The sequence below is a fragment of the Domibacillus robiginosus genome, from assembly GCF_000966195.1.
In the GTDB taxonomy this organism is placed as follows: Bacteria; Bacillota; Bacilli; order Bacillales; family Domibacillaceae; genus Domibacillus; species Domibacillus robiginosus.
Genome location: NZ_LAHL01000012.1, coordinates 167,331 through 188,344 on the forward strand (window position 1 = coordinate 167,331; position 21,014 = coordinate 188,344).

Here is a 21,014-nt window from a genome sequence, read left to right on the forward strand (position 1 = left end):
TCAACTTGCATTCTTAATCCAACTTTTCGCCAGTAAATACACCAGAATCGTTTAACATCTCCCGCAAATGATGATATTCCTCATTTGACCAAAAATCTGGCGCGTTAATCAGCTCTTTTGCGTCTTCACGCGCCGTTTCAAGCGCCCGATAATCATGAACCATATCTGCCATTTTAAATTCGGGCAGTCCGCTTTGTTTACGGCCAAAAAAGTCTCCAGGACCGCGTAACTCCAGGTCTTTTTCACTTAACACGAAGCCGTCGTTTGTTTCGGTCATCGCTGTCATGCGCTCTTTGCCAGTTTCAGATTTTGGATCAGCAATCAGCATACAGTACGACTGCTCTGAGCCCCGGCCGACCCGTCCACGCAGCTGGTGAAGCTGTGATAAGCCAAATCGCTCCGCATCATAAATGATCATGACTGTCGCATTTGGCACATTTACGCCTACCTCAACTACTGTTGTAGAAACGAGCACATTCAATTCATTTGCGCTGAATGAATTCATCACTGCATCTTTTTCATCACTGCTCAACCGCCCATGCATCAGACCGACAGTAAATCTCCCTCTAAAATACTCGGTCAGCTGTGTGTGTACATCCAGGGCATTTTGAAAATCCAGCTTTTCTGATTCCTCAATAAGCGGGCAGATTACATATGCCTGACGTCCTTTTTGTAATTCCTTTTCGGTAAAATCCAAAACACGGCCGAGCATCTCTTCTTTTGCCCAGTATGTTTCAATCGCTTTGCGTCCAGCAGGCATTTCATTAATAATGGACACATCCATCTCCCCGAAAACTGTAATGGCCAGCGTTCTCGGAATGGGCGTTGCTGTCATAAACAGCACATCCGGGTTTTCACCTTTAGAGCGAAGCACCCGGCGCTGATTTACACCAAACCGGTGCTGCTCGTCTGTGATGACAAGGCCGAGATTCCGAAATACCACATCATCCTGAATAAGTGCATGCGTACCGATTAAAATATCGATTTCACCTGCTTCAAGCGCGCCGAGCAGGGCTTTGCGGCGTTTCCCTTTAACGGTGCCGGTTAAGAGGGCCGTTGTAATGCCGAACGGCTCCAGCATGTCATGAAGCGACTTTGCATGCTGCTCGGCTAAAATTTCAGTCGGCACCATTAAAGCACCTTGGAATCCCGCCGTTACAGAGGCGTAAAGGGCCAATGTTGCAACGGCCGTTTTGCCGCTCCCTACATCGCCCTGAAGCAGCCGGTTCATCCGGTAGGGTGACTTCATGTCTGCACATATTTCATTAACAGCTTTTTTCTGTGCATTGGTTAATTCAAATGGCAAGGAATCAATCAGCTCTTTTAACTTCACTAAATCATATTTCTGAACAATCCCGCCGGACTGCTCGCGAATCGTTTTTCGCAGCGCCTGCATTTTCAGCTGAAAATAAAAGAATTCCTCATAAACAAACCGGCGCCGTGCCTGCTTCATTTCTTTATGGGAAACCGGAAAATGCAGCGCCCGAATGGCATCTTTTCTTTCCATTAAGCGATATTGCTTTAGCAGGTGAGGTGGCAGCGTTTCGACAATGTGTCCTCCAAAGGAGTCAATGGCCTGCTTTACGAGTTTTCGAAACTGCTTGAGCGGAATTGCATTTCGGAGCAAATACACGGCCTCGAAATCTGTACCGCGTGCATATTCCCCTTTTTCCATCGTCTGGCCGGAAATGGCCAGGCGGTGTCGGTCCCACTTTCCTGTTACTGTAACGGTTTCGCCGACAGCTGCTTTTTTCTTTAAGTATGGCTGATTGAAAAAAGTGACATTAATTAAATGAGGGCCGGATAATAGCTTAAACGTCAGACGTGATTTCTTTTTTCCATAGTACATGACAGACGGCTCGGTTTGAATCATTCCTTCTATTGTCACTTTTTCATCGTGCTCTGCTTCTTCCGGACTTTTCAGCCGCATATCTTCGTAGCGTGCCGGGACAAATTCCATTAAATCGCCTACTGTAAACACCCCAATAGAAGCCAGTGATGATTCTGCTTCTTTCCCAGCTCCCTTTAAAATACTGACAGGCTGATTGAGCGGATGGCTTGTTTCAAGCATTTTCTGCTCCCCCTTTCCTTTCCAACGTGAAAAAGAGAGAGAATGATCTCCCTCTTTGTTTATTCAATCGAAAAAATAAATGGATATAGCGGCTGCCTGCCATCATGCACTTCCACTTCAATATCCGGGTACGCTTCTTCAATAAAGCTTGTTACTTGTTCAACTGTTTTTTGCGATGCTTCTTCTCCGTAAATCACCGTTACAATTTCCGACTCGTCATCAAGTAAAGAGTGTAAAAGCTCTTTTGCTGCTGCTGTTTCCTCTGTATGCGTTACCACAATTTTCCCTTCAGCAAGCCCCATAAAGTCGTTCTTTTTAATCTGAATGCCATCAATGGTTGTATCACGAACGGCATGGGTGATCTGCCCTGTTTTTACTAAAGCAGAAGCATCCGTCATCGCAGAAATATTTGATGCCGAATCACTTTCCGAATTAAATGCGATTAACGCTGCAAGGCCCTGCGGAACGGTTTTAGTAGGAATAACCGATACAGTGGTTTCTACGAGCTCGGCTGCCTGTTCAGCAGCCATCACGATATTTTTGTTGTTTGGCAGTACAAAAACATGTTCAGCATGACAGTCCCGGATGGCTTTTACGATATCTTCTGTAGATGGATTCATTGTCTGGCCGCCTTCAATGACAACCGTCGCTCCAATACTGGTAAATAATTCAGCGATACCTGATCCCATGGCAACCGCTACCACTCCCCATTTCGCCTGCTGTACCGGCTCGGCTGGAGCTGGCGCGGATCCCGTAATGGCACTGTGCTGCTCACGCATATTTTCAATCTTCATATTTATTAAACTGCCGTACTGCTGGCCCAGAGTCAGCACATCTCCTGGATGTTCCGCATGAATATGAACTTTAGCGATTTCGTCATCTGCAACAACAAGCAGTGAATCCCCGAACTTGCTTAATTCACGACGAAACTGCTCTTCGCTAAAAGGACGTTCAGCCAATTTTTCCTGTTCAAATTTCACCATAAACTCTGTGCAGTAACCAAATTCAATATCCGCTGTGTCCATAAAGCTCTGGACGCTTTTATGGTGCTCTGCATTCACAAGGTCTTTTATGTCCTGCCGCGTCGAAAGTGCAGCCGGAAGGGCTTCTCCTTTCAGCTCAGCCAAAAAGCCTTCGTATACAAGCAAAAGGCCCTGGCCGCCGCTGTCGACCACACCGACTTCTTTTAACACCGGCAAAAGTTCCGGTGTCCTGTTCAAAGACGCCTGTCCTTCTTTAACAAGCGCTTCTACTACAGCCACGACATCGGATTCTTTTTGCGAAACAGCAACTGCTTTTTTGGCAGCATCTTTTGCAACAGTTAAAATCGTTCCTTCTACCGGCTTCATCACTGCTTTGTATGCCGTTTGAACGCCTGCTTCAAACGCTGCAGCGAGTTCAAACGCAGATACTTCCTGCTTGCCGGCGACTGCTTTTGAAAAACCGCGGAAAAGCTGGGATAAAATAACGCCTGAATTTCCGCGCGCCCCCATTAATAGTCCCTTCGACAGCGCTTCCGCCGTTTTGCCAAAATGACGCTGCGTGCCCGCTTCCGTTTCTTTTGCTCCTGATGTCATTGATAAATTCATATTTGTACCCGTGTCACCATCGGGCACCGGAAATACGTTCAGCGCATCAACCATCTGCGCATTTGCTGACAAGTGCTGTGCGCCTGCTTGAACCATCCTGGCAAAACGCAATCCGTCCAATGAAGTCATACCCACAAAAATTTCCTCCTCACGCTACGGGTTCGTTACCCGTACACCCTGTACAAAGATATTAACCGAATCAACTGATAATCCAACAGTCTGGTTAAGTGTATATTTTACTTTTGACTGTACGTTGCTTGCTACTTCTGAGATTTTCGTTCCGTAGCTTACAATAATGTACATATCAATAAAAATACGGTCTTCTTCCTGACGTACAACAACACCGCGTGTAAAATTCTCACGCCGCAATATTTCGGCAATACCATCTTTTAATTGATTTTTTGAGGCCATCCCGACAATACCATAACAATCTACAGCTGCACCGCCTGCGATCATCGCAATGACTTCATTTGAAATATCAATTTGACCGAGTTCAGTCGTTAATTCAATCGTCACAAAACATCCTCCTCGCAAATCGAACTATTCTCATTTTACTATATTTATTGGGTACTTCACAACTCACCAACCGTATCTGCCGCTTCCATACTGTCAAGTGATTTTTCTTGAAAGACTTCTTCAAAGCTGTTGCATTCATCCATTGATTGTGATAAATTATTTAAGTGTCTTGCACATAAAAACGTAGACAATCATGATCCTGAATAGTAAGGAGTGAATACAATGCCAAAAAAATGTGTTATTTCTGGCCGCAAAGCACGTACTGGAAACAACCGCTCACACGCGATGAATTCAAGTAAACGTACATGGGGCGCTAACCTTCAAAAAGTTCGTATCCTCGTTGACGGCAAACCAAAACGTGTTTGGGTATCTGCCCGCGCACTTAAATCTGGAAAAGTTGAACGCGTTTAATTTTTCCGCTTATAAAAAAGCACCCGCGCCAAACGGCACCGGTGCTTTTTTATTTTTTCTTTTTCCCCGCTGACATAAACATCCGAATCATGCCCCCGACGAACTTTGGCAGCTTCAATGTATAAAATTTCATTAGCTTCTCCTCCCGTCACGGCTTCTAATAACCATTAATATGCCTGAACGGAACGAAAAGACCCCTTTTTTTTCAACGATTTCATTGCTCACACATCTTGAAGAGCCCAACTGAATTGTATAGTTGTCCAACGGATATTTAAATCCAGACAGCGTCAGCCCTTCCACCCTTTCATTCAACGAAAAAAACGAAACGTACGGCCAGCCTTCCTTACGTTTAATAACAGCCTCACCGGGTGAATAAATGGACAATTCATTTTGGCGGTCAATTATGACGACGGGACAGGGAAGATCCTTCTTCAAAAGCAGCGTAACGGCGCCAAAAAAATGATCAAGACGACCGCCTGTTACCCCATATAAAAAAATCATTTCTGGTTTTTGACTTATGGCATGATTCAAAGCAATTTCAAGATCTGTTTCATCTTTCTCAGCCGGAAACTGCACATGGTTCGAAATTTTCGCTGCCAGCCGCTCCCACTCTTGCTCTGTTATAGAGTCAAAGTCACCGAAGGCCCTGGACGGTATAATATCTTGATCCAGCAAATAAAGAGCGCCCCGATCTACACCGATCCATTGCTCTGTTACATCGGAACTCTTTTTTAATTCTGGCAGTTCCGCTTCCGGACCACCGGCAACGATCCGGATAATCACGCTTTTTCTGCAGCAGCCCGGATCGCCTGTATCGCGGCACCCCTGTCCTTTTCATTGTAGATAGCTGAACCGGCAACAAGTACATTCGCTCCGGCCTCTGCGCAAACCCGGGCCGTTTCCGTGTTGACACCGCCGTCTATTTCAATATCCACCGACACACCTGCTTTGATAATCATCTCGCGAACGCGGCGGATTTTCGGTACAACGGCTTCAATGAAAGATTGCCCTCCGAACCCAGGGTTTACAGTCATTAGTAACACCATATCAATATCACTGATCACGTACTCGAGCACATCTGCTGGCGTGGATGGATTTAAAACAACCCCGGCTTTTATGCCATACGAACGAATAAGCTGAATCGTCCGGTGCAGATGCGGACATGCTTCAGCATGAACCGTGATAATATCAGCCCCGGCTTTCGCAAACGTCTCAATATACTGATCCGGATTGCTGATCATCAAATGAACATCAAGGGGTAAATCAGTTACCGGCCGAATGGCTTCCACAATCAGTGGACCAATTGTAATGTTCGGAACGAAATGTCCGTCCATCACATCTACATGAATATAATCGGCTCCGCCAGCTTCCACGTCCTTTATTTCTTTGCCAAGCTGCGCAAAGTCAGCAGATAAAATAGATGGGGCAATCTTGATCATAATGTCAGTACCTCGGCTTTCTCTCTTTAATTTCCTCTATAAACTGTAAATAATGCTCATAGCGGTAGTTTGGGATATGTTGCGTGTCTACAGCTTCTTTTACGGCGCATTTCGGCTCATTTAAATGCAGGCAGCCCCTGAATTTACAGTCAGAGCTCCGATCTGCCATTTCCGGAAAACACGCGGCCAGCTCATCCAGTTCTATTTCTTCAAAATCTAGTGAACTAAAGCCTGGCGTATCGGCAACCAGTCCGCCCGCAGCCGGTATCAGCTCTACATGCCGTGTTGTATGCTTGCCTCGTCCCAATGAACTGGAAATTTCATCTGTTTTTAGGGCAAGATCTGGTCGAATTGCATTTAAGAGCGAAGACTTGCCAACACCCGACTGTCCAGCAAACACAGATGTTTTTCCCGTTAAATGCTCTTCAAGCGCTTGAAGACCGTCCATTGTTTCAGAAGAGGTTTCCACGACTGTATAACCTATTTTCCGGTAATCAGCCACGTATTGATCCAGCGCATTTCGATCCTCTACTAAATCCATTTTGGTCAGGCAAATAATCGGTTCAATGTTTTTTGATTCAATTAGAACTAAAAAGCGATCCAGAAGCATTGTGCTAAACGCAGGTTCCATTACCGAAAAAACGAGCACCGCCTGGTCAATATTTGCAACAGGCGGACGGACAAGATCATTTTTTCGTTCTTCAACCGACAGAACATAACCTTCCTTTTCATTTTCCGCTTCATATTCTACATAGTCGCCGACAAGCGGCGTAATGTTTCGTTTACGAAATACGCCCCGACCCCGGCATTGAATCGTATTTTCTCCATCAAGCACATAGTAAAAGCCGCTTAACGCCTTAATAATTTTGCCTTCTGGCATGTAGCACCACCTTATTCAGATTGTGTGTCTTCCGGGTAAGGAACAATTTTATCCAGGATTACCTGTTGATCCCGTACCACTTTATATCCTGCTTGTTCACCCTTTTCAATTACGAAATGAAGTGTTCGCTTTGTTTCTTCTGTAATTAAAAACTTTTCATATGGTTCTGTCATACTGTGGTCCGCGTCTTCCATATAAATTTGAATTTCTTGCGGTTCCCCTTCTATCTCCGGAGCATAGGGGATCACCACTTCTGTAGACACTTCTGCCTGTGGAATTTCCTCCGGTCCTTTTGAGAGGATTACTTCAATCGTACTTCCCGGCGCCACTTCAGTTCCTGCCTGCGGGGACTGCCTGATTACCTGTCCTGACGGAACGGTATCAGAAAATTCTTCTCCGGAAATATCAACGATAATGCCGTTTGAGTCGGCATAGTCTTCCAGGCTTTTCTCCGTATAGTCAGCAAGGTCTTTAAGCACAACATTGGCAAGGCCCGCACTAACGGTTAATTCAACATTTGTTTCTTCCGGAATGACCTGTTCATCTGCATTCGGACTTTGCTCCAGCACCGTTCCCGCTTCGCTTTGATCAAAACTCATTTCTATGTCAACATCCCGGAATCCGGCTTCCTCCAGCAGCTCCCTTGTTTCTTCTAATGTTTTACCCGTATAGTCTTCCATCGCCTTTTTTTCTTTTCCGGCTGAGACAAACAGGTCGATTTCAGTGCCTTCTTCTACGGTTGCCCCTGCTTTAGGAACCGTTCGAATCACTTTTCCTTCTTCAATATCCGGGCTGAACTCTTCGTCAGAGTCGCCGACTACAAAGCCCGCATTAATTAAAGCCGAAGCGGCTGCTTCCGGGCTTGTTCCGTTTGTATCCGGTACTTCCGTTTGTTTTGGCACCATCAGCATCGTCCAGGCAGCAGCGCTGATTACGCCCAGAATCAGCATCACAAGCAAAAACCATGGCCATTTCCGCTTCTTTTTCTTTTTTGGCGGCTCTGTGTTCATAGCTGTACTTGGTTTTTGTTTTATTTCTACAGGCGGTACAGACGGCTGCACCCGCTCTGGCGGCTTTGCTGAAATGATCGGAATCGCTTTTGTCACTTCATCGTCATCATCTGGTATTTTAAATTTTTCCTCATGCAGACGGTAAGGCTCTAAAGCCGTTGATAAATCATGCTCCATTTCTTCAGCACTTACGTAGCGATGAAAAGGGTCTTTTGCCGTTGCGTGTAAAACGATATTTTCAATACTTTGCGGAATTCCTGGATCCATCGTTTTAATAGACGGAGTATCCGTTTGCAGGTGCTTCAAGGCAATAGAAACAGCTGATTCACCCGAAAACGGAAGCTTTCCCGTCAACAGCTCATACATGACAATGCCGAGTGCATAAATATCGGACTTTTTTGTGGCCATCCCGCCTCTAGCCTGCTCAGGAGAAATATAGTGAACGGACCCAAGAACTGCGTTCGTTTGCGTAATCGAAGTAGCACTCATAGCCATAGCGATTCCGAAATCAGTCATTTTCACAATTCCATCTCGATCAATAAGCATATTGTGAGGTTTTACATCACGGTGAATGATGGAGTGCTGATGAGCAAATGCTACAGCAGCTGTCATTTGTCTCATAATATCAATCACTGTTTCGTAGGAAACAGGAGAAAATTGCTGAATATATTCTTTCAGTGTCATTCCGTCTACATATTCCATCACGATAAAATGAATATTGTCTTCTTCTCCGACGTCGTAAATACTCACAATATTTGGATGAGCAAGACTTGATGCCGCCTGGGCCTCACGCTGAAACCGGCGTAAAAACTCATCTTCCCCGGCAAAGTCAAACCGCAAAACTTTAATCGCCACATCACGGTCTAAAATCATGTCGCGCGCTAAATAAACGTGCGCCATTCCGCCGCCGCCAATTGTTCGAACAATTTTATAGCGGCCGCTTAAATTTTTGCCAATTAACATTGCATTCACCCGCTTTCGCGTTCGGCACAATGCTCGAGAATTGCGACTGTAATATTGTCTTCTCCGCCGTTTTCATTGGCCAGACGAATAAGAGTATTTGCTTTTTCGTGAAGCGGGTCTGGTAATTGGAGAATATGGCTCATCTCCACGGCTGTTACTTTGTTAGATAAACCATCTGAACAAAGCAGCAGTGAATCCCCTTCTTCAAACATGATCGTTCTATAATCGACCACCAGCTTTTCATCTGTTCCAAGTGCGCGTGTCAATACATTTTTTCTCGGGTGGCTTTCTGCTGCTTCCTGGGTAATTTCGCCGGATTTAACAAGTTCATTTACAAGAGAATGGTCTTCTGTTACCTGTGAAAAGCCGTCCTCACTTTGTAAGTAGCACCGGCTATCCCCAATACTTGCAATCGCGCAAAATCGTTCTGTACAAAGAGCCGCCACCAGCGTCGTGCCCATTCCACTGCATTCTGGATGGGTGTTGGCATGCAATAAAATAGCTTTATTGATGGCTGGTATAATCGTTTTCATCCAGTTTAACGCCTCGTCTGGAGACTGAATATCTGCCGCTGTTTCGTTCCAATGCTGTTCAAACATGCTGATCGTCATCCTGCTTGCGGTATCTCCTGCATTATGTCCACCCATTCCGTCTGCTACAACGGCAAGACATAAGCTACTGCTATGATGAAATACGCCCCCACTGTCTTCATTGTGTGAGCGCACTCGTCCACGGTCTGTTTCAAAAACAGCATTCATCCTGTCACCTCGTTTCGCCGGCACGCTCTTTCGCCCGAAGCTGTCCGCATGCTGCGTCAATATCAGTTCCTTGCTCGCGTCGAATCGTTACATTGACGCCATTGTTTTTCAATGTTTTTTCAAATTCAAAAATCTTATTGCGTGGTGTACGAACATAGTCACGTTCAGGAACATAGTTTACTGGGATCAAGTTCACATGGCACTTGATTCCTTTGATCAAGGCAGCCAGCTCTTCTGCATGAGCCACAGAATCATTCTCACCGCCAAACAGTCCATATTCAAATGTAATACGGCGTCCCGTTTTTTCCGTATAATAACGAATGGCTTCCATTAAGTCTTTTAACTTGTAAGCACGATTAATCGGCATTAATTTTGTTCTCAATTCATCATTTGGTGCATGAAGAGACACAGCGAAATTGATTTGTGTTTTTTCATCCGCAAATTTGTAAATTTTCGGTACAATTCCGCTCGTTGACACGGTAATATGCCGCGCTCCAATATTCAAGCCTTTCTCATGGTTGATAATGTGTAAAAACGACATCATCTCTTCATAGTTGTCAAACGGTTCTCCGATGCCCATGATCACGACAGAGCTTACCCGCTCTCCTACTTCATCAAGCGCCTGCTGAACTTTTACAACCTGCGCGACGATTTCTCCCGCTTCAAGGTTCCGCTTTAAGCCGCCAAGTGTTGACGCACAAAACGTACAGCCGATCCGACAGCCCACCTGTGTTGTTACGCAGATAGAGTTGCCATATTCATGCCGCATCAGCACCGTCTCGATTGAATAGCCGTCATGCAGCTCAAACAAAAATTTAATCGTGCCGTCAGCAGATTCCTGCTGAATAGCTGTTTTCAAGACTGTGAACACAAAGGATTCAGCTAATTTTGTGCGCAGCTCTTTTGATAAATTGGTCATGTCTTCAACGGTTTTCGCCCGTTTTACATACAGCCAGTCAAAGATTTGATCAGCCCGAAACGGCTTTTCTCCATTGTTTGAAAGCCACTCTTTCAGTTCATGGAGTTCTAGTGAATAAATGGATGGCTTCTGCGGTTCCGCTTGCTTTTTTCTTGCTGTTGTCATTTATTTATGTTCCTTCTTTCTAAATTTACTTATAAAAAATCCATCGCCGCCAAAATCGTCTGGGAACACTTGAACCATATTTGCTTCCCTCTCTATAGAGATGTGTTCAAGAGGGGCAGGCTCGAACTCAGGATGAGCCTTCAAAAAGGCGTTCACCGTTCCTTCATTTTCTTCCCTGTCGACCGTGCATGTACTGTAAACGAGGACACCATCCTCTTTTAAAAGTGGCACAGCGGCATCCAAAATCGCCAGCTGAATCCGCTGCAGGTTATCGAGATCCTGTTCCGTTTTTGCATATTTCAAGTCTGGTTTCCGACGGATAACACCAAGCCCTGAACAAGGAGCATCCACTAAAATCGCATCAAACGTTTCTTCTTCAAACAGTTCTCCCGCTTTGCGTGCATCCTGCTTTTGAACATGGATATTAGAAAGCGCCAGCCGGTCGGCATTTTGGGCAACAAGCTTCAGCTTATGCGCATGGATGTCAAGAGCGTCAATTCGTCCTTCTCCATTCATTTGTTCGGCGAGATGTGCCGTTTTTCCGCCCGGTGCTGAACACATATCTAAAACGCGCTGGCCGGGCTTTACTCCTACAACAGGAGCTACAAGCATCGAGCTTTCGTCTTGAATAGAAATGGCTCCGCTTTTAAAAAGATTTGAACGTGCTGCATTTCCTTTTAAGATTCTGACTGCATACGGGGAGATGTCAGACGGCTCTGCTTCAAATCCTTCTTCTGCCAAAGCCTGGACGGCTTCATTACGCGTCATTTTCATGCTGTTTACCCGCACCGTCTGCTCAGGAGCCGTCAGGTTATGCTGGCACATTGTTTCTGTTTTTTCTTTTCCATACGCCTTGATCCATCTTTTCACAAGCCAAAGCGGATGACTGGTTTCAATCGAAATTCGTTCTGCATCATCCTTAACTGAGGCCGTATCCGGGATACCCTCCCGCTGGATAGAGCGAAGTACACCGTTGACCATCCCTGAAATGCCTTTATGGCCTCTTTTTTTAGCAAGTTCTACTGCTTCATGAATAACCGCTCTCTCTGGTACTTTATCCAAATAGACCATTTGATAAAGTGATAAACGAAGTAAATTATTCACCCAGCGTTCCGGCTTTTTTTTCAAAAAAGGAGCGAGATAAAAATCAAGCGTCATTTTACGCTGAATGGTACCATAGGTAATTTCTGTAAGCAATGCCGCGTCCCGTCCTGACAAGTTGTTTTTTTCGATTGCCGTATTCAGCATCAAATTGCTGTAAGAACCGCTTTTTTCGACTGTATCAATTAAGTCGAGCGCAATTTCGCGCACATTTAATGATTTCATATTAGTCTCCAAATACTGCACCGACTTCAAGAGATGAACCTGAGCCGCGTAAATAATCGCGTGCGCTCATCCGCTTTTTCCCTGCCGGCTGCAATTCTGTTATTTTAAGGGCTGTTTCTGAACCGGTCGCGATCACGATCCCGTCCTCTTCAATAGCGAGGACCATCCCTTTGGCGCCGCCTTTGTTTGTTACTTTTTCACTTTTCCACACCTTCACAACTGCCCCGTCAAGTATTGTATAAGCAACCGGCCATGGACAAAGCCCTCTCACCTGGTTGTACAGCTCTTCTCCCGGACGGCTCCAGTCCATTTTTTCATCCTGCCGGCGAATATTAGGTGCAAATGTTGCTTTTGCCTCATCCTGAGGTGTTCGTGAAGAGGTTCCATCAATAATAGTTGGGATGGTCTTAGACAGCAATTCCGCCCCGACTATACTTAATTTATCATGCAGGATGCCTGTGTTGTCCTCTTCCTCAATCGTAACAGCCGCTTGAGAAATAATATCTCCCGCATCGAGTTTTTCAGCCATATACATAATGGTAATGCCTGTTTCTTTTTTTCCCTGCAGGATGGAATAATGAATCGGCGCACCGCCTCTCAGCTCCGGCAAAAGAGACGCATGTACATTGATGCAGCCATGCTTTGGCGCTTCAAGCAGTACATTTGGCAAAAGCTGTCCATATGCTGCTGTTACAACTAAATCCGGCTTTAAGCGAATGATTTCCTCAAGCTCGGCTGATTTTGACAGCTTTTCAGGCTGTAAAACCGTCAGCCCACTCTTTAATGCCGCTTTTTTAACCGGCGGCGGGGTTAAGACCTTTTTTCGGCCTACAGGACGATCGGGCTGTGTGACCACAGCAAGAACTTCGTAGCCGTCTTCTAAGATTTTCTCCAGTACCGGTACAGAAAAATCAGGCGTTCCCATAAAAACAATTGTGGTCACTCTTCATCTGCTCCTTTCAATTCCTCAGCCGGAATGTATTTTTCTACTTTCGATGTAAACAACACGCCGTCTAAATGATCCATTTCATGTAAAATAGCCCGCGCTAAAAATCCTTCTGCTTCAAACGTGTAAAATTGGCCTTTCACGTTTTGCGCTTTTATTTTAATCCGATTCGGACGCGTCACTTCTCCGTATAACTCTGGAAAGCTTAAACATCCCTCAATGTCTGTCTGGCTGCCTTCTGCAGACACCAGCTCAGGATTAATCAAAACGATTAAACCATGTTCGTCTTCAATATCTACAACGGCAAGACGCATATCTTTCCCGATTTGCGGGGCTGCAAGACCTACACCGTCTGCATGAATCATCGTTTCCTGCATATCGCGTACAAGACGCTTTAATTTACTGTCAAACTGCTTGACCGGCTGGCATTTCGTTTCTAAAATGTCGGCTGGATGTTTAACAATGGATAATATCGTCATTATGTTCCTTCTTTCTACATCAGTACATACGGATGGATATCAACAGACACCATAAGCCCGTTTGATTTCCCTTGTTTTGCATAATGCTCAAGCACCTGTTTCAACACAGTGCCAAGCTTTGGTTCACGTTTGTATTTTATCAAACATTGCCACCGATATCTATTGTTGATCCGCGAGATTGGTGAAGCAACAGGGCCGAGCATAACAGCTGCCGGAGACAATTCCGGCTTGATATTGGCGACAATTTTATTTGCCTCGCCCGATGCCGTGATGGCTTCTTCGTGACTGACAGTTATGAGCGCCAGAAAATAAAATGGTGGATAGCCGCCTGCTTTTCTTACTTGCATCTCCTGTTCATAAAAAGCTTCATAATGCTGGTCGGCAGCAAGCTGGATGCTGTAATGCTCCGGTGTATACGTTTGAATGACCACTTCACCCGGCAGCGTATGCCGCCCGGCACGCCCGCTTACCTGTGTGAGAAGCTGAAACGTTTTTTCGGCAGCGCGAAAATCCGGCAAATGCAGCATCGTGTCAGCACTCAAAACACCTACCAGTGTGATATCCGGGAAATCAAGCCCTTTGGCAATCATTTGCGTACCAAGCAATATGTCTGCTTCTTTGTCAGCAAATCGCTTCAACAGCCGCTCATGGGCTCCTTTTGTGCCGGTTGTATCAACATCCATTCTAATAATCCGGACTTCGGGCAGCAGCTTTAAAAGTTCTTCTTCTACCTTTTGTGTACCCGTGCCGAAATGGCGAATATGCTCACTTCCACATTCCGGACATACGTTAGGCGACAATTCTTCATGGCCGCAATAGTGGCACTTTAACTGGTGCCGATGCCGATGATACGTCATCGATACATCACAATTCGGGCATTCCGGGACAAATCCGCAGTCCCGGCACATAATAAAAGAAGAATATCCACGCTTATTTAAAAACAGGACAGTTTGTTCTCCCTTTTGAAGACGGTCTTTTATTTTTTCAAATAAGTTTCTAGAAAACATCGACCGGTTTCCTTCCCGCAGCTCTTCACGCATATCAACAATATCGACGGAAGGCAGCGGGCGGTCATTGACACGCTCGGACAGTGTCAACAGCTTGTAGACTCCTTTTTTTGCCCGGGCAAAGGATTCCAAAGAAGGAGTTGCGCTTCCTAAAATAACTGGACATTGATAGTAACTAGAGCGCCAAATAGCCACATCACGCGCATGGTAGCGAGGATTTTCCTCCTGCTTGTAGCTTGTTTCATGCTCTTCATCGATGATGATTAGCCCGATGTTTTCAAATGGAGCAAAAACAGCAGAACGGGCGCCGACGACTACCTTTACTTCCTTTCGGCTAATTTTTCGCCACTCATCGTATTTTTCGCCGGTGGACAGCCCGCTGTGAAGTACGGCCACATCATCACCAAACCGCTGCTTAAATCGGTCCGTCATTTGCGGCGTCAGCGAAATTTCTGGAACCAGCACAATCGCTTCCTGCCCTTTTTTGATTACTTCGCTAATAGACTGTAAATAAATTTCTGTTTTCCCGCTTCCTGTGACACCATGCAGTAAAAAGGTTTCTGACTGGTCTTCTTTTATTTTTGCAAGGATAGGCTCAATTACCGCTTTTTGTGTTTGAGTCAGCTCAAGCGGCTGGTCCAGCTCGAATGTTCGACCAGCTAAAGGATCACGGTATGTTTCTTCCTGCTTCTCCAAAAGCAGGCTTTTTTCGATCAGTGCTTTTGCCACAGCTGATGAAATACCTGTTTCCTTTAACGGCACCCAATTTCCTGCTATTCCTTGAAAAAATTGAAGAGCTTCCTTTTGCTTTACAGCGTTTTTCGGCATGGAATGGATGGTTTGGGCGAGTTCCTCTTCAGACAGCGGACATTGAACCATGCGAATTGTCTTTTTTTGTCCTTTACTTTTCACGGAATAGACCACATCGAGCGAGCCTTTTTTCACTTCTCTACGTACTTCGGCAAGGGCGCCCGTCTCCGCTGCCTCTTCCCACGTTATTTCTTCCCGGCTCCCAAAAAGAGCCTGTGCTTCCTGGCTCAGTGTGTGATCACCGGTTATGCGAATGTGTTTTGAATATTTTGCTTTCATCGCAGCTGGAAGCATCGCCTGCAGTGCTGAAATTTTAAAACATAGTGATTCAGCCGTCAGCCAGTCGGCCAGCGACAACAATTCTTTGTTTAAAACCGGGGCAATATCCATCGGCTCTACAATTGGCTTTAATTTGCGGCTTTCCGCTTCTTCTCTCGTTTCGAGCACAAATCCCTGTACGTGGCGCGGGCCAAATGGAACAATAACCCGCATACCCGGTTGAATCATATCTTCCCATCTAGAAGGAATCTCGTAATCAAATGGACGATCCGTCTGCCGGACAGCTACGTCCACCACAACAGAAGCAATATTCATTTTTCCTCACCCATTCGCTCTGCTGCTTCATGCAGAATGCGGAAGGCTGCTTCTTTTTTGGTCATTTTTTCAAAATCCTGATGCGTGCCGTCACGGTGAAAAATCGAAATAATATTTGTATCGCCACCAAAACCGGCTCCCTCTTGCTTTACGTTGTTTGCGACAATCATATCTGCATTTTTAGATTCGAGCTTTCTTTTTGCATAAGCTTCCACATCATTCGTTTCAGCAGCAAAACCAATTAAAAACTGGTGTTCTTTTTGTTCACCTAACGTTTTTAAAATATCCTTCGTCCGCTCAAGCTCAATTGTAAGCGCCCCGTCCTGCTTTTTCATTTTATTGTCGAAAACAAAAGACGGGCGGTAGTCCGCGACTGCAGCTGTTTTTACCACAATGTCTGCTTCATGATAAACGTGCATCACTTCTTGAAACATTTCTTCTGCGCTTTCTATCTGGCGAACTGTTACACCGGCAGGCGGCTTGATCGTTACTGGGCCTGAAATTAACGTAACGTCTGCGCCAAGTTCGCGGGCCGCCTCCGCCACCGCATATCCCATTTTCCCTGTTGATTTATTAGTGAAAAAACGCACCGGATCAATGGCTTCACGTGTTGGCCCTGCTGTTACAACAACTCGTTTTCCTTGAAGAACAACGGTTTGTTTTCCTTCAGCGAAAAATTGAGCAGCGAGTTCTGCAATCTTTTCAGGCCCCTCCATTCGCCCTTTCCCTGTATATCCGCAGGCAAGGTACCCTTCGCCCGGTTCAATAAAACGGCAGCCGAACGACCGCAATGTTTCCATATTTTTTTGTACGGCGGGATGGGCATACATATTTACATTCATGGCTGGTGCGATCCATCTCGGCGCTGTACCGGCTAGAAGAACGGTTGATACCATATCGTCTGCCATACCATGTGCCATTTTTGCAATGATATTGGCAGTTGCCGGTGCCACAATCACCAAATCTGCCCAGTCCGCAATATCAATATGAGCAATTTTCGCGGGGTCTTTTTCATCGAATGTATCGGTATACACCGGTTCACCAGACAAAGCTTGAAAAGTAACAGGGGCCATAAATTTTTGCGCAGATTCGGTCATCACAACTTTCACATGAGCGCCCGCCTGTTTCAGCTTGCTTGTCAGCGCCGCCGCTTTGTAAACAGCTATACCGCCGCTGACACAAAGCAAAATGTTTTTTCCGTTCATTCTCTTTTCCTCCGTTCCAGTCGACTCTTTATGCCAATATGATAGCATACAAAAAGAAAAGGCCGGTATTCGCCGCCCTTTTCCGTTTTACTTATTTACACTTCATCTGAATACGTTTTGTTTGCATCTTTCTTTTTCATCACAAGCTCATCCGCATAAATTTCTTCAAGTGCTTTTCCAACGAATTTGTGTGATTGATACGCTCCAAGCGCACCTTTCCCTTTGTTTTCCTGCATTGTACGAGCGCGTTTTGCAGCTACGCTGACCAGCGAATATTTAGAATCAATTTTTGTCAGTAAGTTATCAATAGATGGATATAGCATTATTGTTCCCCTTCCAATTCAAGCATAATTTGATAGCGGTGCTGTATACGTTCACGCCGGCAGTGTTCAGCTTCAACAATAGACTGAATGCGCGAGCATGCGCGCTCTACTTCGTCGTTTTCGACAACGTAATCATACAAGTCCATCATATCAATTTCTCGGCGTGCCTGCTCCATCCGGCCCCGTATTACTTCATCCGTCTCCGTACCGCGGCCGATAATACGGCTGTGCAGCTCTGAAAGACTTGGCGGTGCCAGGAAAATAAATAATCCTTCTGGAAACTTTTCACGCACCTGCCGCGCACCTTCTACTTCAATTTCAAGGAAAATATCGGTTCCCGCATCGAGCGTTTCCCGTACGTAATCAACCGGTGTTCCATAATAATTACCTACAAATTCCGCGTATTCAAGCAGCTTCCCTTCTTTGATCAGCTGTTCGAATTCCTCGCGGGACTTGAAAAAATAATCAACACCATCCACTTCTCCTTCACGCGGTTTGCGTGTTGTCATCGAAATGGAATAATCGAACTTTACATCCTCTCTTGAAAAAATCGCTTTACGTACCGTTCCTTTGCCCACGCCGGACGGTCCGGACAATACGATCAGCAAACCTTTTTCCTTCAATTGCTTCACAATCCTTCCTCAGCATCCTCATCTTTTAGCGCCGCACGATTCGCCACCGTTTCCGGTTGAACAGCAGATAAAATAACATGATGGCTGTCTGTTAAAATGACCGCACGTGTCCGGCGGCCAAATGTGGCATCGACGAGATTTCCTTTTTCACGCGACTCTTGAACGAGCCGCTTCATCGGTGCCGACTCCGGGCTGACAATCGCGACAATCCGCTCTGCCGAGACGACACTGCCAAATCCAATATTGATTAATTGCATCAATCTTGATCCCCTTTGCCACGTTTCGTCCAATTTTTGCACACTTGAATTATTATATCACATGTGCCGCTTTTCCTGCTCGATAAATGCAAGAACGTCTTCTTTTTCTTCAAGAGGCTTTGTAAACCTAAGTTCCATTTTCATTTTTTCCGTTTCCAGTAAAAAATTTTCCTGCTTTAGCTTTTCCAGCTGCACTTGTTCCTTAATCATTTTGTATTGCATTTTAGATTGGCTTCTTTTATGAGAAGTGAGAATGGCAACCAAAGGAATCGAAAAAATCATAACCACCGAAACCAATTCTGTCATAATACGCCTCTTTTCTGTATAAGTTTGTCAAAATAAGTATACAGCAGTTTGCACCGTTGCAAAAGAAATGTCCTCAAATTTACGAACGGCCGCATACCATGGTAAGATGGATAAATATGTTCGTTCAAAAAGGGAGTATGAATCATGGCATTCGATGGAATATTTACAAAAGCAATGGTAGAAGAATTAAAGGAAGCCCTCACAGGCGGACGGGTGAACAAAATTCACCAGCCATTTAAAAATGAAACGATTATGATCATTCGGGCACGCGGTAAAAATAACCGCCTGCTTTTATCAGCTCACCCGTCTTATGCACGGGTACAGCTGACGGAAACGGTTCAAGAAAATCCATCTGAGCCGCCGCTTTTTTGCGTGATGCTGCGCAAGCATTTAGACGGTGCGATTTTAGAAGATATACGACAGTTTGGGCTTGACCGAACAATTTGTTTTGAGTTTAAGGGAAAAAATGAAATTGGGGATATTTCTTATAAGCAATTGTACGTAGAAATTATGGGTCGCCACAGTAATATTCTTCTTGTTGATAAAGAAAAAGGAACCATCATCGACAGCATTAAGCATGTCCCATCCTCTATGAACAGCTACCGGACCATTCTGCCTGGAGCAGCATACGTAGAACCGCCTGCGCAGCACAAGCAAAATCCGCTGACTGCTGATAAGGAAACAATTCAGCGTGCTGTAGATTTTAATGCAGGGAAAATTGCCAAGCAGCTCGTTTCAGCGTTTGAAGGCTTTTCCCCGCTAGTCAGCAATGAAATTGTCGCTCACGCGGGTCTTGCTAACCGGGAAACGGTTCCGGCTGCGTTTTTGCACGTATTAGAACCTATTAAAAATGAGTCTTATTCTCCTGTGATGATTGAAAGCGGGGAAAAAACGTTTTTTTACATGATCGATCTGCCTCATTTACAAGGAGAGCGCGTATTTTTTGATACAGCTTCTTCTCTTTTAGACCGTTACTATTTTGGCAAGGCGGAGCGCGACCGTGTACGCCAGCAGGCAAACGACCTCGAGCGTTTGATCGGCAATGAGCTGCAGAAAAACCGCACTAAAATTGGGAAGCTGGAACGTACTCTTCAAGAAGCGGAAAATGCTGGTGAGTATCAGCGTATGGGTGAACTGCTGACAGCCAATTTATATGCAGTCAAAAAAGGAATGAAAGCCGTTGATGTGGTGAACTATTATGATGAAAATGGCTCAACAGTAACCATTGAACTGGACCCTCAAAAAAGTCCGGCTGACAATGCGCAAAAGTACTTCTCGCGTTATCAAAAAGCAAAACATGCGGTGGTAGCGGTGCAGGAACAGATCGAAAAAACAAATGAGGAGATTCAATATTTTGAAGCGCTCCTTCAGCAGCTTGAATCGGCTTCACCACGGGATATTGAAGAAATTCGCGAAGAGCTTGCTGAAGAAGGCTACTTAAAAGCGCGGCACATCAAAAAGAAAAAGAAAGTGGACAAGCCGGTTATTGAAGAATATATGGCTACAGACGGAACGCTTATTTATGCTGGTAAAAACAACCGGCAAAATGATTATTTAACGAATAAAGCAGCGCGTCGAGATGATATTTGGCTGCATACAAAAGACATTCCGGGATCGCATATTGTAATCCGTTCAGACGATCCGTCAGAGGAAACGATTTTAGAAGCTGCCATGATTGCTGCCTACTACAGCAAAGCAAAAGACTCTTCTTCTGTTCCAGTTGACTACACAAAAGTCCGTCATGTGAAAAAGCCATCCGGGGCCAAGCCTGGATTTGTGATCTACGATAACCAGCACACAGTGTATGTTACTCCGGATGAAGGTAAAGTCATGAAGATGAGAAAGTGAGCGGTCCCGCTCACTTTCTTTTTATGTGTCGATCCAAAATCGTTTGACGACAGTTCTATCTTCCTCTATGAAGTCCCGATCGGCGATACCTCTATTTTTTACAATGGTTTTGAAAAGAACCGATATTGTCTTCATCACAAACAACCAGGACCCGCTTGATCCCAAGCTCTCTTGCTTTTTGAAATGACAGTGCGAGCAAGGAAGTCGCATAGCCCTTTCTTCGTTCAAAAGGCCGGATGCCCTAACCGACGTGTCCGCCGCTGCTTTGCAAAAAAGGCGTTAAAGCATGCCTGATGTTTACTACACCGAGAACTTTTTCCGTTCCAGCAACGAGCTAGTACGTCGTATCAGGCACCCAGCCATCTGGGATATTGATTCCTTTTTCATTGTTTTGCAAAAATTGAAGCATCTCGTCAAAATGTGATGGATCTTTTTCAATTACCCAGAGAATCATTTTTTCGCCGCTTGCTTTCCATTCCTCATAAAATGAAAGATATTCCTTTTTAAAGGAACGTGAAGACTCAATTAACTTTACTGTTTGGGTCCTCACAACCATACCT

At 45.2% G+C, this 21,014-nt stretch carries 21 protein-coding genes and 1 pseudogene; 2 read left to right on the forward strand and 20 right to left on the reverse strand.

The annotated features are described in order from the left end of the window. Nucleotides 1-13: 13 nt before the first annotated feature. Genes recG through VP97_RS09200 form a run of 3 tightly spaced genes read right to left on the reverse strand, consistent with a single transcriptional unit; the run spans nt 14 to nt 4,176 of the window. A complete protein-coding gene (gene recG, locus VP97_RS09190) occupies nt 14-2,071 on the reverse strand; it encodes an ATP-dependent DNA helicase RecG (protein WP_050181487.1) in 2,058 nt (685 codons plus the stop codon). 59 nt (nt 2,072-2,130) lie between these two features. Further along, complete coding sequence (locus tag VP97_RS09195; RefSeq protein ID WP_050181488.1) at nt 2,131-3,795, reverse strand: DAK2 domain-containing protein; 1,665 nt, start codon at nt 3,793-3,795, stop codon at nt 2,131-2,133. 18 nt (nt 3,796-3,813) lie between these two features. Further along, complete coding sequence (locus tag VP97_RS09200; protein ID WP_050181489.1) at nt 3,814-4,176, reverse strand: Asp23/Gls24 family envelope stress response protein; 363 nt, start codon at nt 4,174-4,176, stop codon at nt 3,814-3,816. 222 nt (nt 4,177-4,398) lie between these two features. Here VP97_RS09200 and rpmB point away from each other — a divergent pair, with 222 nt between their 5' ends. Continuing rightward, nucleotides 4,399-4,587: a 50S ribosomal protein L28 gene (gene rpmB / locus VP97_RS09205; protein ID WP_045850130.1), complete on the forward strand. Its 189-nt coding sequence runs from the start codon at nt 4,399-4,401 to the stop codon at nt 4,585-4,587. A gap of 49 nt (nt 4,588-4,636) precedes the next feature. On the opposite strand, the gene spoVM is transcribed toward rpmB, so the two are convergent. From spoVM to VP97_RS09285, 16 genes are all read right to left on the reverse strand, one after another. Next, a complete protein-coding gene (gene spoVM / locus VP97_RS24900; protein WP_050181490.1) occupies nt 4,637-4,720 on the reverse strand; it encodes a stage V sporulation protein SpoVM in 84 nt (27 codons plus the stop codon). Then, nucleotides 4,720-5,370, reverse strand: a complete 651-nt coding sequence (locus VP97_RS09215; protein WP_050181491.1) for a thiamine diphosphokinase — start codon at nt 5,368-5,370, stop codon at nt 4,720-4,722. The genes spoVM and VP97_RS09215 overlap by 1 nt, the downstream gene beginning before the upstream one ends. Then, the gene (rpe, locus tag VP97_RS09220) at nt 5,367-6,026 is read right to left on the reverse strand and encodes a ribulose-phosphate 3-epimerase (protein WP_050181492.1); all 660 of its coding nucleotides are present in this window, start codon (nt 6,024-6,026) and stop codon (nt 5,367-5,369) included. The genes VP97_RS09215 and rpe overlap by 4 nt, the downstream gene beginning before the upstream one ends. Nucleotides 6,027-6,030: 4 nt before the next feature. Further along, entirely contained in the window at nt 6,031-6,906 is an 876-nt protein-coding gene (gene rsgA / locus VP97_RS09225; RefSeq protein WP_050181493.1) for a ribosome small subunit-dependent GTPase A, read from the reverse strand. A gap of 11 nt (nt 6,907-6,917) precedes the next feature. Continuing rightward, nucleotides 6,918-8,879: a Stk1 family PASTA domain-containing Ser/Thr kinase gene (pknB, locus tag VP97_RS09230; protein WP_050181494.1), complete on the reverse strand. Its 1,962-nt coding sequence runs from the start codon at nt 8,877-8,879 to the stop codon at nt 6,918-6,920. 5 nt (nt 8,880-8,884) lie between these two features. Next, on the reverse strand, nt 8,885-9,637 hold the full coding sequence (locus tag VP97_RS09235; protein WP_050181495.1) for a Stp1/IreP family PP2C-type Ser/Thr phosphatase: 753 nt from the start codon (nt 9,635-9,637) through the stop codon (nt 8,885-8,887). A 4-nt stretch (nt 9,638-9,641) separates the two neighbouring features. Further along, entirely contained in the window at nt 9,642-10,721 is a 1,080-nt protein-coding gene (rlmN, locus tag VP97_RS23790) for a dual-specificity RNA methyltransferase RlmN (RefSeq protein WP_050181496.1), read from the reverse strand. Beyond that, nucleotides 10,722-12,047 carry a 16S rRNA (cytosine(967)-C(5))-methyltransferase RsmB gene (rsmB, locus tag VP97_RS23795; RefSeq protein ID WP_050181497.1) on the reverse strand — a complete coding sequence of 442 codons (1,326 nt, stop codon included), beginning with the start codon at nt 12,045-12,047 and terminating at the stop codon, nt 10,722-10,724. Nucleotide 12,048: 1 nt separating this feature from the next. After that, nucleotides 12,049-12,990, reverse strand: coding sequence for a methionyl-tRNA formyltransferase (gene fmt / locus VP97_RS09250; protein WP_050181498.1), 942 nt, complete (start codon nt 12,988-12,990; stop codon nt 12,049-12,051). Next, complete coding sequence (gene def, locus VP97_RS09255) at nt 12,987-13,472, reverse strand: peptide deformylase (RefSeq protein WP_050181499.1); 486 nt, start codon at nt 13,470-13,472, stop codon at nt 12,987-12,989. Before def ends, fmt begins: the two co-directional genes overlap by 4 nt. 14 nt (nt 13,473-13,486) lie before the next feature. Continuing rightward, the gene (gene priA / locus VP97_RS09260; RefSeq protein WP_050181500.1) at nt 13,487-15,883 is read right to left on the reverse strand and encodes a primosomal protein N'; all 2,397 of its coding nucleotides are present in this window, start codon (nt 15,881-15,883) and stop codon (nt 13,487-13,489) included. After that, entirely contained in the window at nt 15,880-17,088 is a 1,209-nt protein-coding gene (gene coaBC, locus VP97_RS09265; protein ID WP_050181501.1) for a bifunctional phosphopantothenoylcysteine decarboxylase/phosphopantothenate--cysteine ligase CoaBC, read from the reverse strand. Before coaBC ends, priA begins: the two co-directional genes overlap by 4 nt. 95 nt (nt 17,089-17,183) lie before the next feature. After that, nucleotides 17,184-17,411 (reverse strand): DNA-directed RNA polymerase subunit omega, encoded by a 228-nt coding sequence (rpoZ, locus tag VP97_RS09270; RefSeq protein ID WP_050181502.1) that lies wholly within the window; start codon nt 17,409-17,411, stop codon nt 17,184-17,186. Next, nucleotides 17,411-18,034: a guanylate kinase gene (gene gmk / locus VP97_RS09275; RefSeq protein WP_050181688.1), complete on the reverse strand. Its 624-nt coding sequence runs from the start codon at nt 18,032-18,034 to the stop codon at nt 17,411-17,413. The genes rpoZ and gmk overlap by 1 nt, the downstream gene beginning before the upstream one ends. Before the next feature lie 5 nt (nt 18,035-18,039). Then, nucleotides 18,040-18,300: an extracellular matrix/biofilm regulator RemA gene (remA, locus tag VP97_RS09280; RefSeq protein WP_050181503.1), complete on the reverse strand. Its 261-nt coding sequence runs from the start codon at nt 18,298-18,300 to the stop codon at nt 18,040-18,042. A gap of 57 nt (nt 18,301-18,357) precedes the next feature. Continuing rightward, nucleotides 18,358-18,606 carry a hypothetical protein gene (locus tag VP97_RS09285; protein WP_050181504.1) on the reverse strand — a complete coding sequence of 83 codons (249 nt, stop codon included), beginning with the start codon at nt 18,604-18,606 and terminating at the stop codon, nt 18,358-18,360. 144 nt (nt 18,607-18,750) lie between these two features. Between VP97_RS09285 and VP97_RS09290 the strand changes: the two genes are divergently transcribed. Beyond that, nucleotides 18,751-20,454, forward strand: coding sequence for an Rqc2 family fibronectin-binding protein (locus VP97_RS09290; protein WP_050181505.1), 1,704 nt, complete (start codon nt 18,751-18,753; stop codon nt 20,452-20,454). 21 nt (nt 20,455-20,475) lie between these two features. On the opposite strand, the pseudogene VP97_RS09295 reads toward VP97_RS09290, so the two are convergent. After that, nucleotides 20,476-21,010, reverse strand: a pseudogene (locus tag VP97_RS09295) (GNAT family N-acetyltransferase). Nucleotides 21,011-21,014 lie beyond the last annotated feature (4 nt).

Excerpts from the sequence above, each read along its gene's own strand:
- recG (WP_050181487.1), bottom strand. The coding sequence starts at position 2,071 with ATGCTTGAAACAAGCCATCCGCTCAATCAGCCTGTCAGTATTTTAAAG.
- rpmB (WP_045850130.1), top strand. The coding sequence starts at position 4,399 with ATGCCAAAAAAATGTGTTATTTCTGGCCGCAAAGCACGTACTGGAAAC.
- spoVM (WP_050181490.1), bottom strand. The coding sequence starts at position 4,720 with ATGAAATTTTATACATTGAAGCTGCCAAAGTTCGTCGGGGGCATGATT.
- rpe (WP_050181492.1), bottom strand. The coding sequence starts at position 6,026 with ATGATCAAGATTGCCCCATCTATTTTATCTGCTGACTTTGCGCAGCTT.
- rsgA (WP_050181493.1), bottom strand. The coding sequence starts at position 6,906 with ATGCCAGAAGGCAAAATTATTAAGGCGTTAAGCGGCTTTTACTATGTG.
- pknB (WP_050181494.1), bottom strand. The coding sequence starts at position 8,879 with ATGTTAATTGGCAAAAATTTAAGCGGCCGCTATAAAATTGTTCGAACA.
- VP97_RS09235 (WP_050181495.1), bottom strand. The coding sequence starts at position 9,637 with ATGAATGCTGTTTTTGAAACAGACCGTGGACGAGTGCGCTCACACAAT.
- rlmN (WP_050181496.1), bottom strand. The coding sequence starts at position 10,721 with ATGACAACAGCAAGAAAAAAGCAAGCGGAACCGCAGAAGCCATCCATT.
- rsmB (WP_050181497.1), bottom strand. The coding sequence starts at position 12,047 with ATGAAATCATTAAATGTGCGCGAAATTGCGCTCGACTTAATTGATACA.
- def (WP_050181499.1), bottom strand. The coding sequence starts at position 13,472 with ATGACGATATTATCCATTGTTAAACATCCAGCCGACATTTTAGAAACG.
- priA (WP_050181500.1), bottom strand. The coding sequence starts at position 15,883 with ATGAATATTGCTTCTGTTGTGGTGGACGTAGCTGTCCGGCAGACGGAT.
- coaBC (WP_050181501.1), bottom strand. The coding sequence starts at position 17,088 with ATGAACGGAAAAAACATTTTGCTTTGTGTCAGCGGCGGTATAGCTGTT.
- rpoZ (WP_050181502.1), bottom strand. The coding sequence starts at position 17,411 with ATGCTATATCCATCTATTGATAACTTACTGACAAAAATTGATTCTAAA.
- remA (WP_050181503.1), bottom strand. The coding sequence starts at position 18,300 with ATGCAATTAATCAATATTGGATTTGGCAGTGTCGTCTCGGCAGAGCGG.
- VP97_RS09285 (WP_050181504.1), bottom strand. The coding sequence starts at position 18,606 with ATGACAGAATTGGTTTCGGTGGTTATGATTTTTTCGATTCCTTTGGTT.
- VP97_RS09290 (WP_050181505.1), top strand. The coding sequence starts at position 18,751 with ATGGCATTCGATGGAATATTTACAAAAGCAATGGTAGAAGAATTAAAG.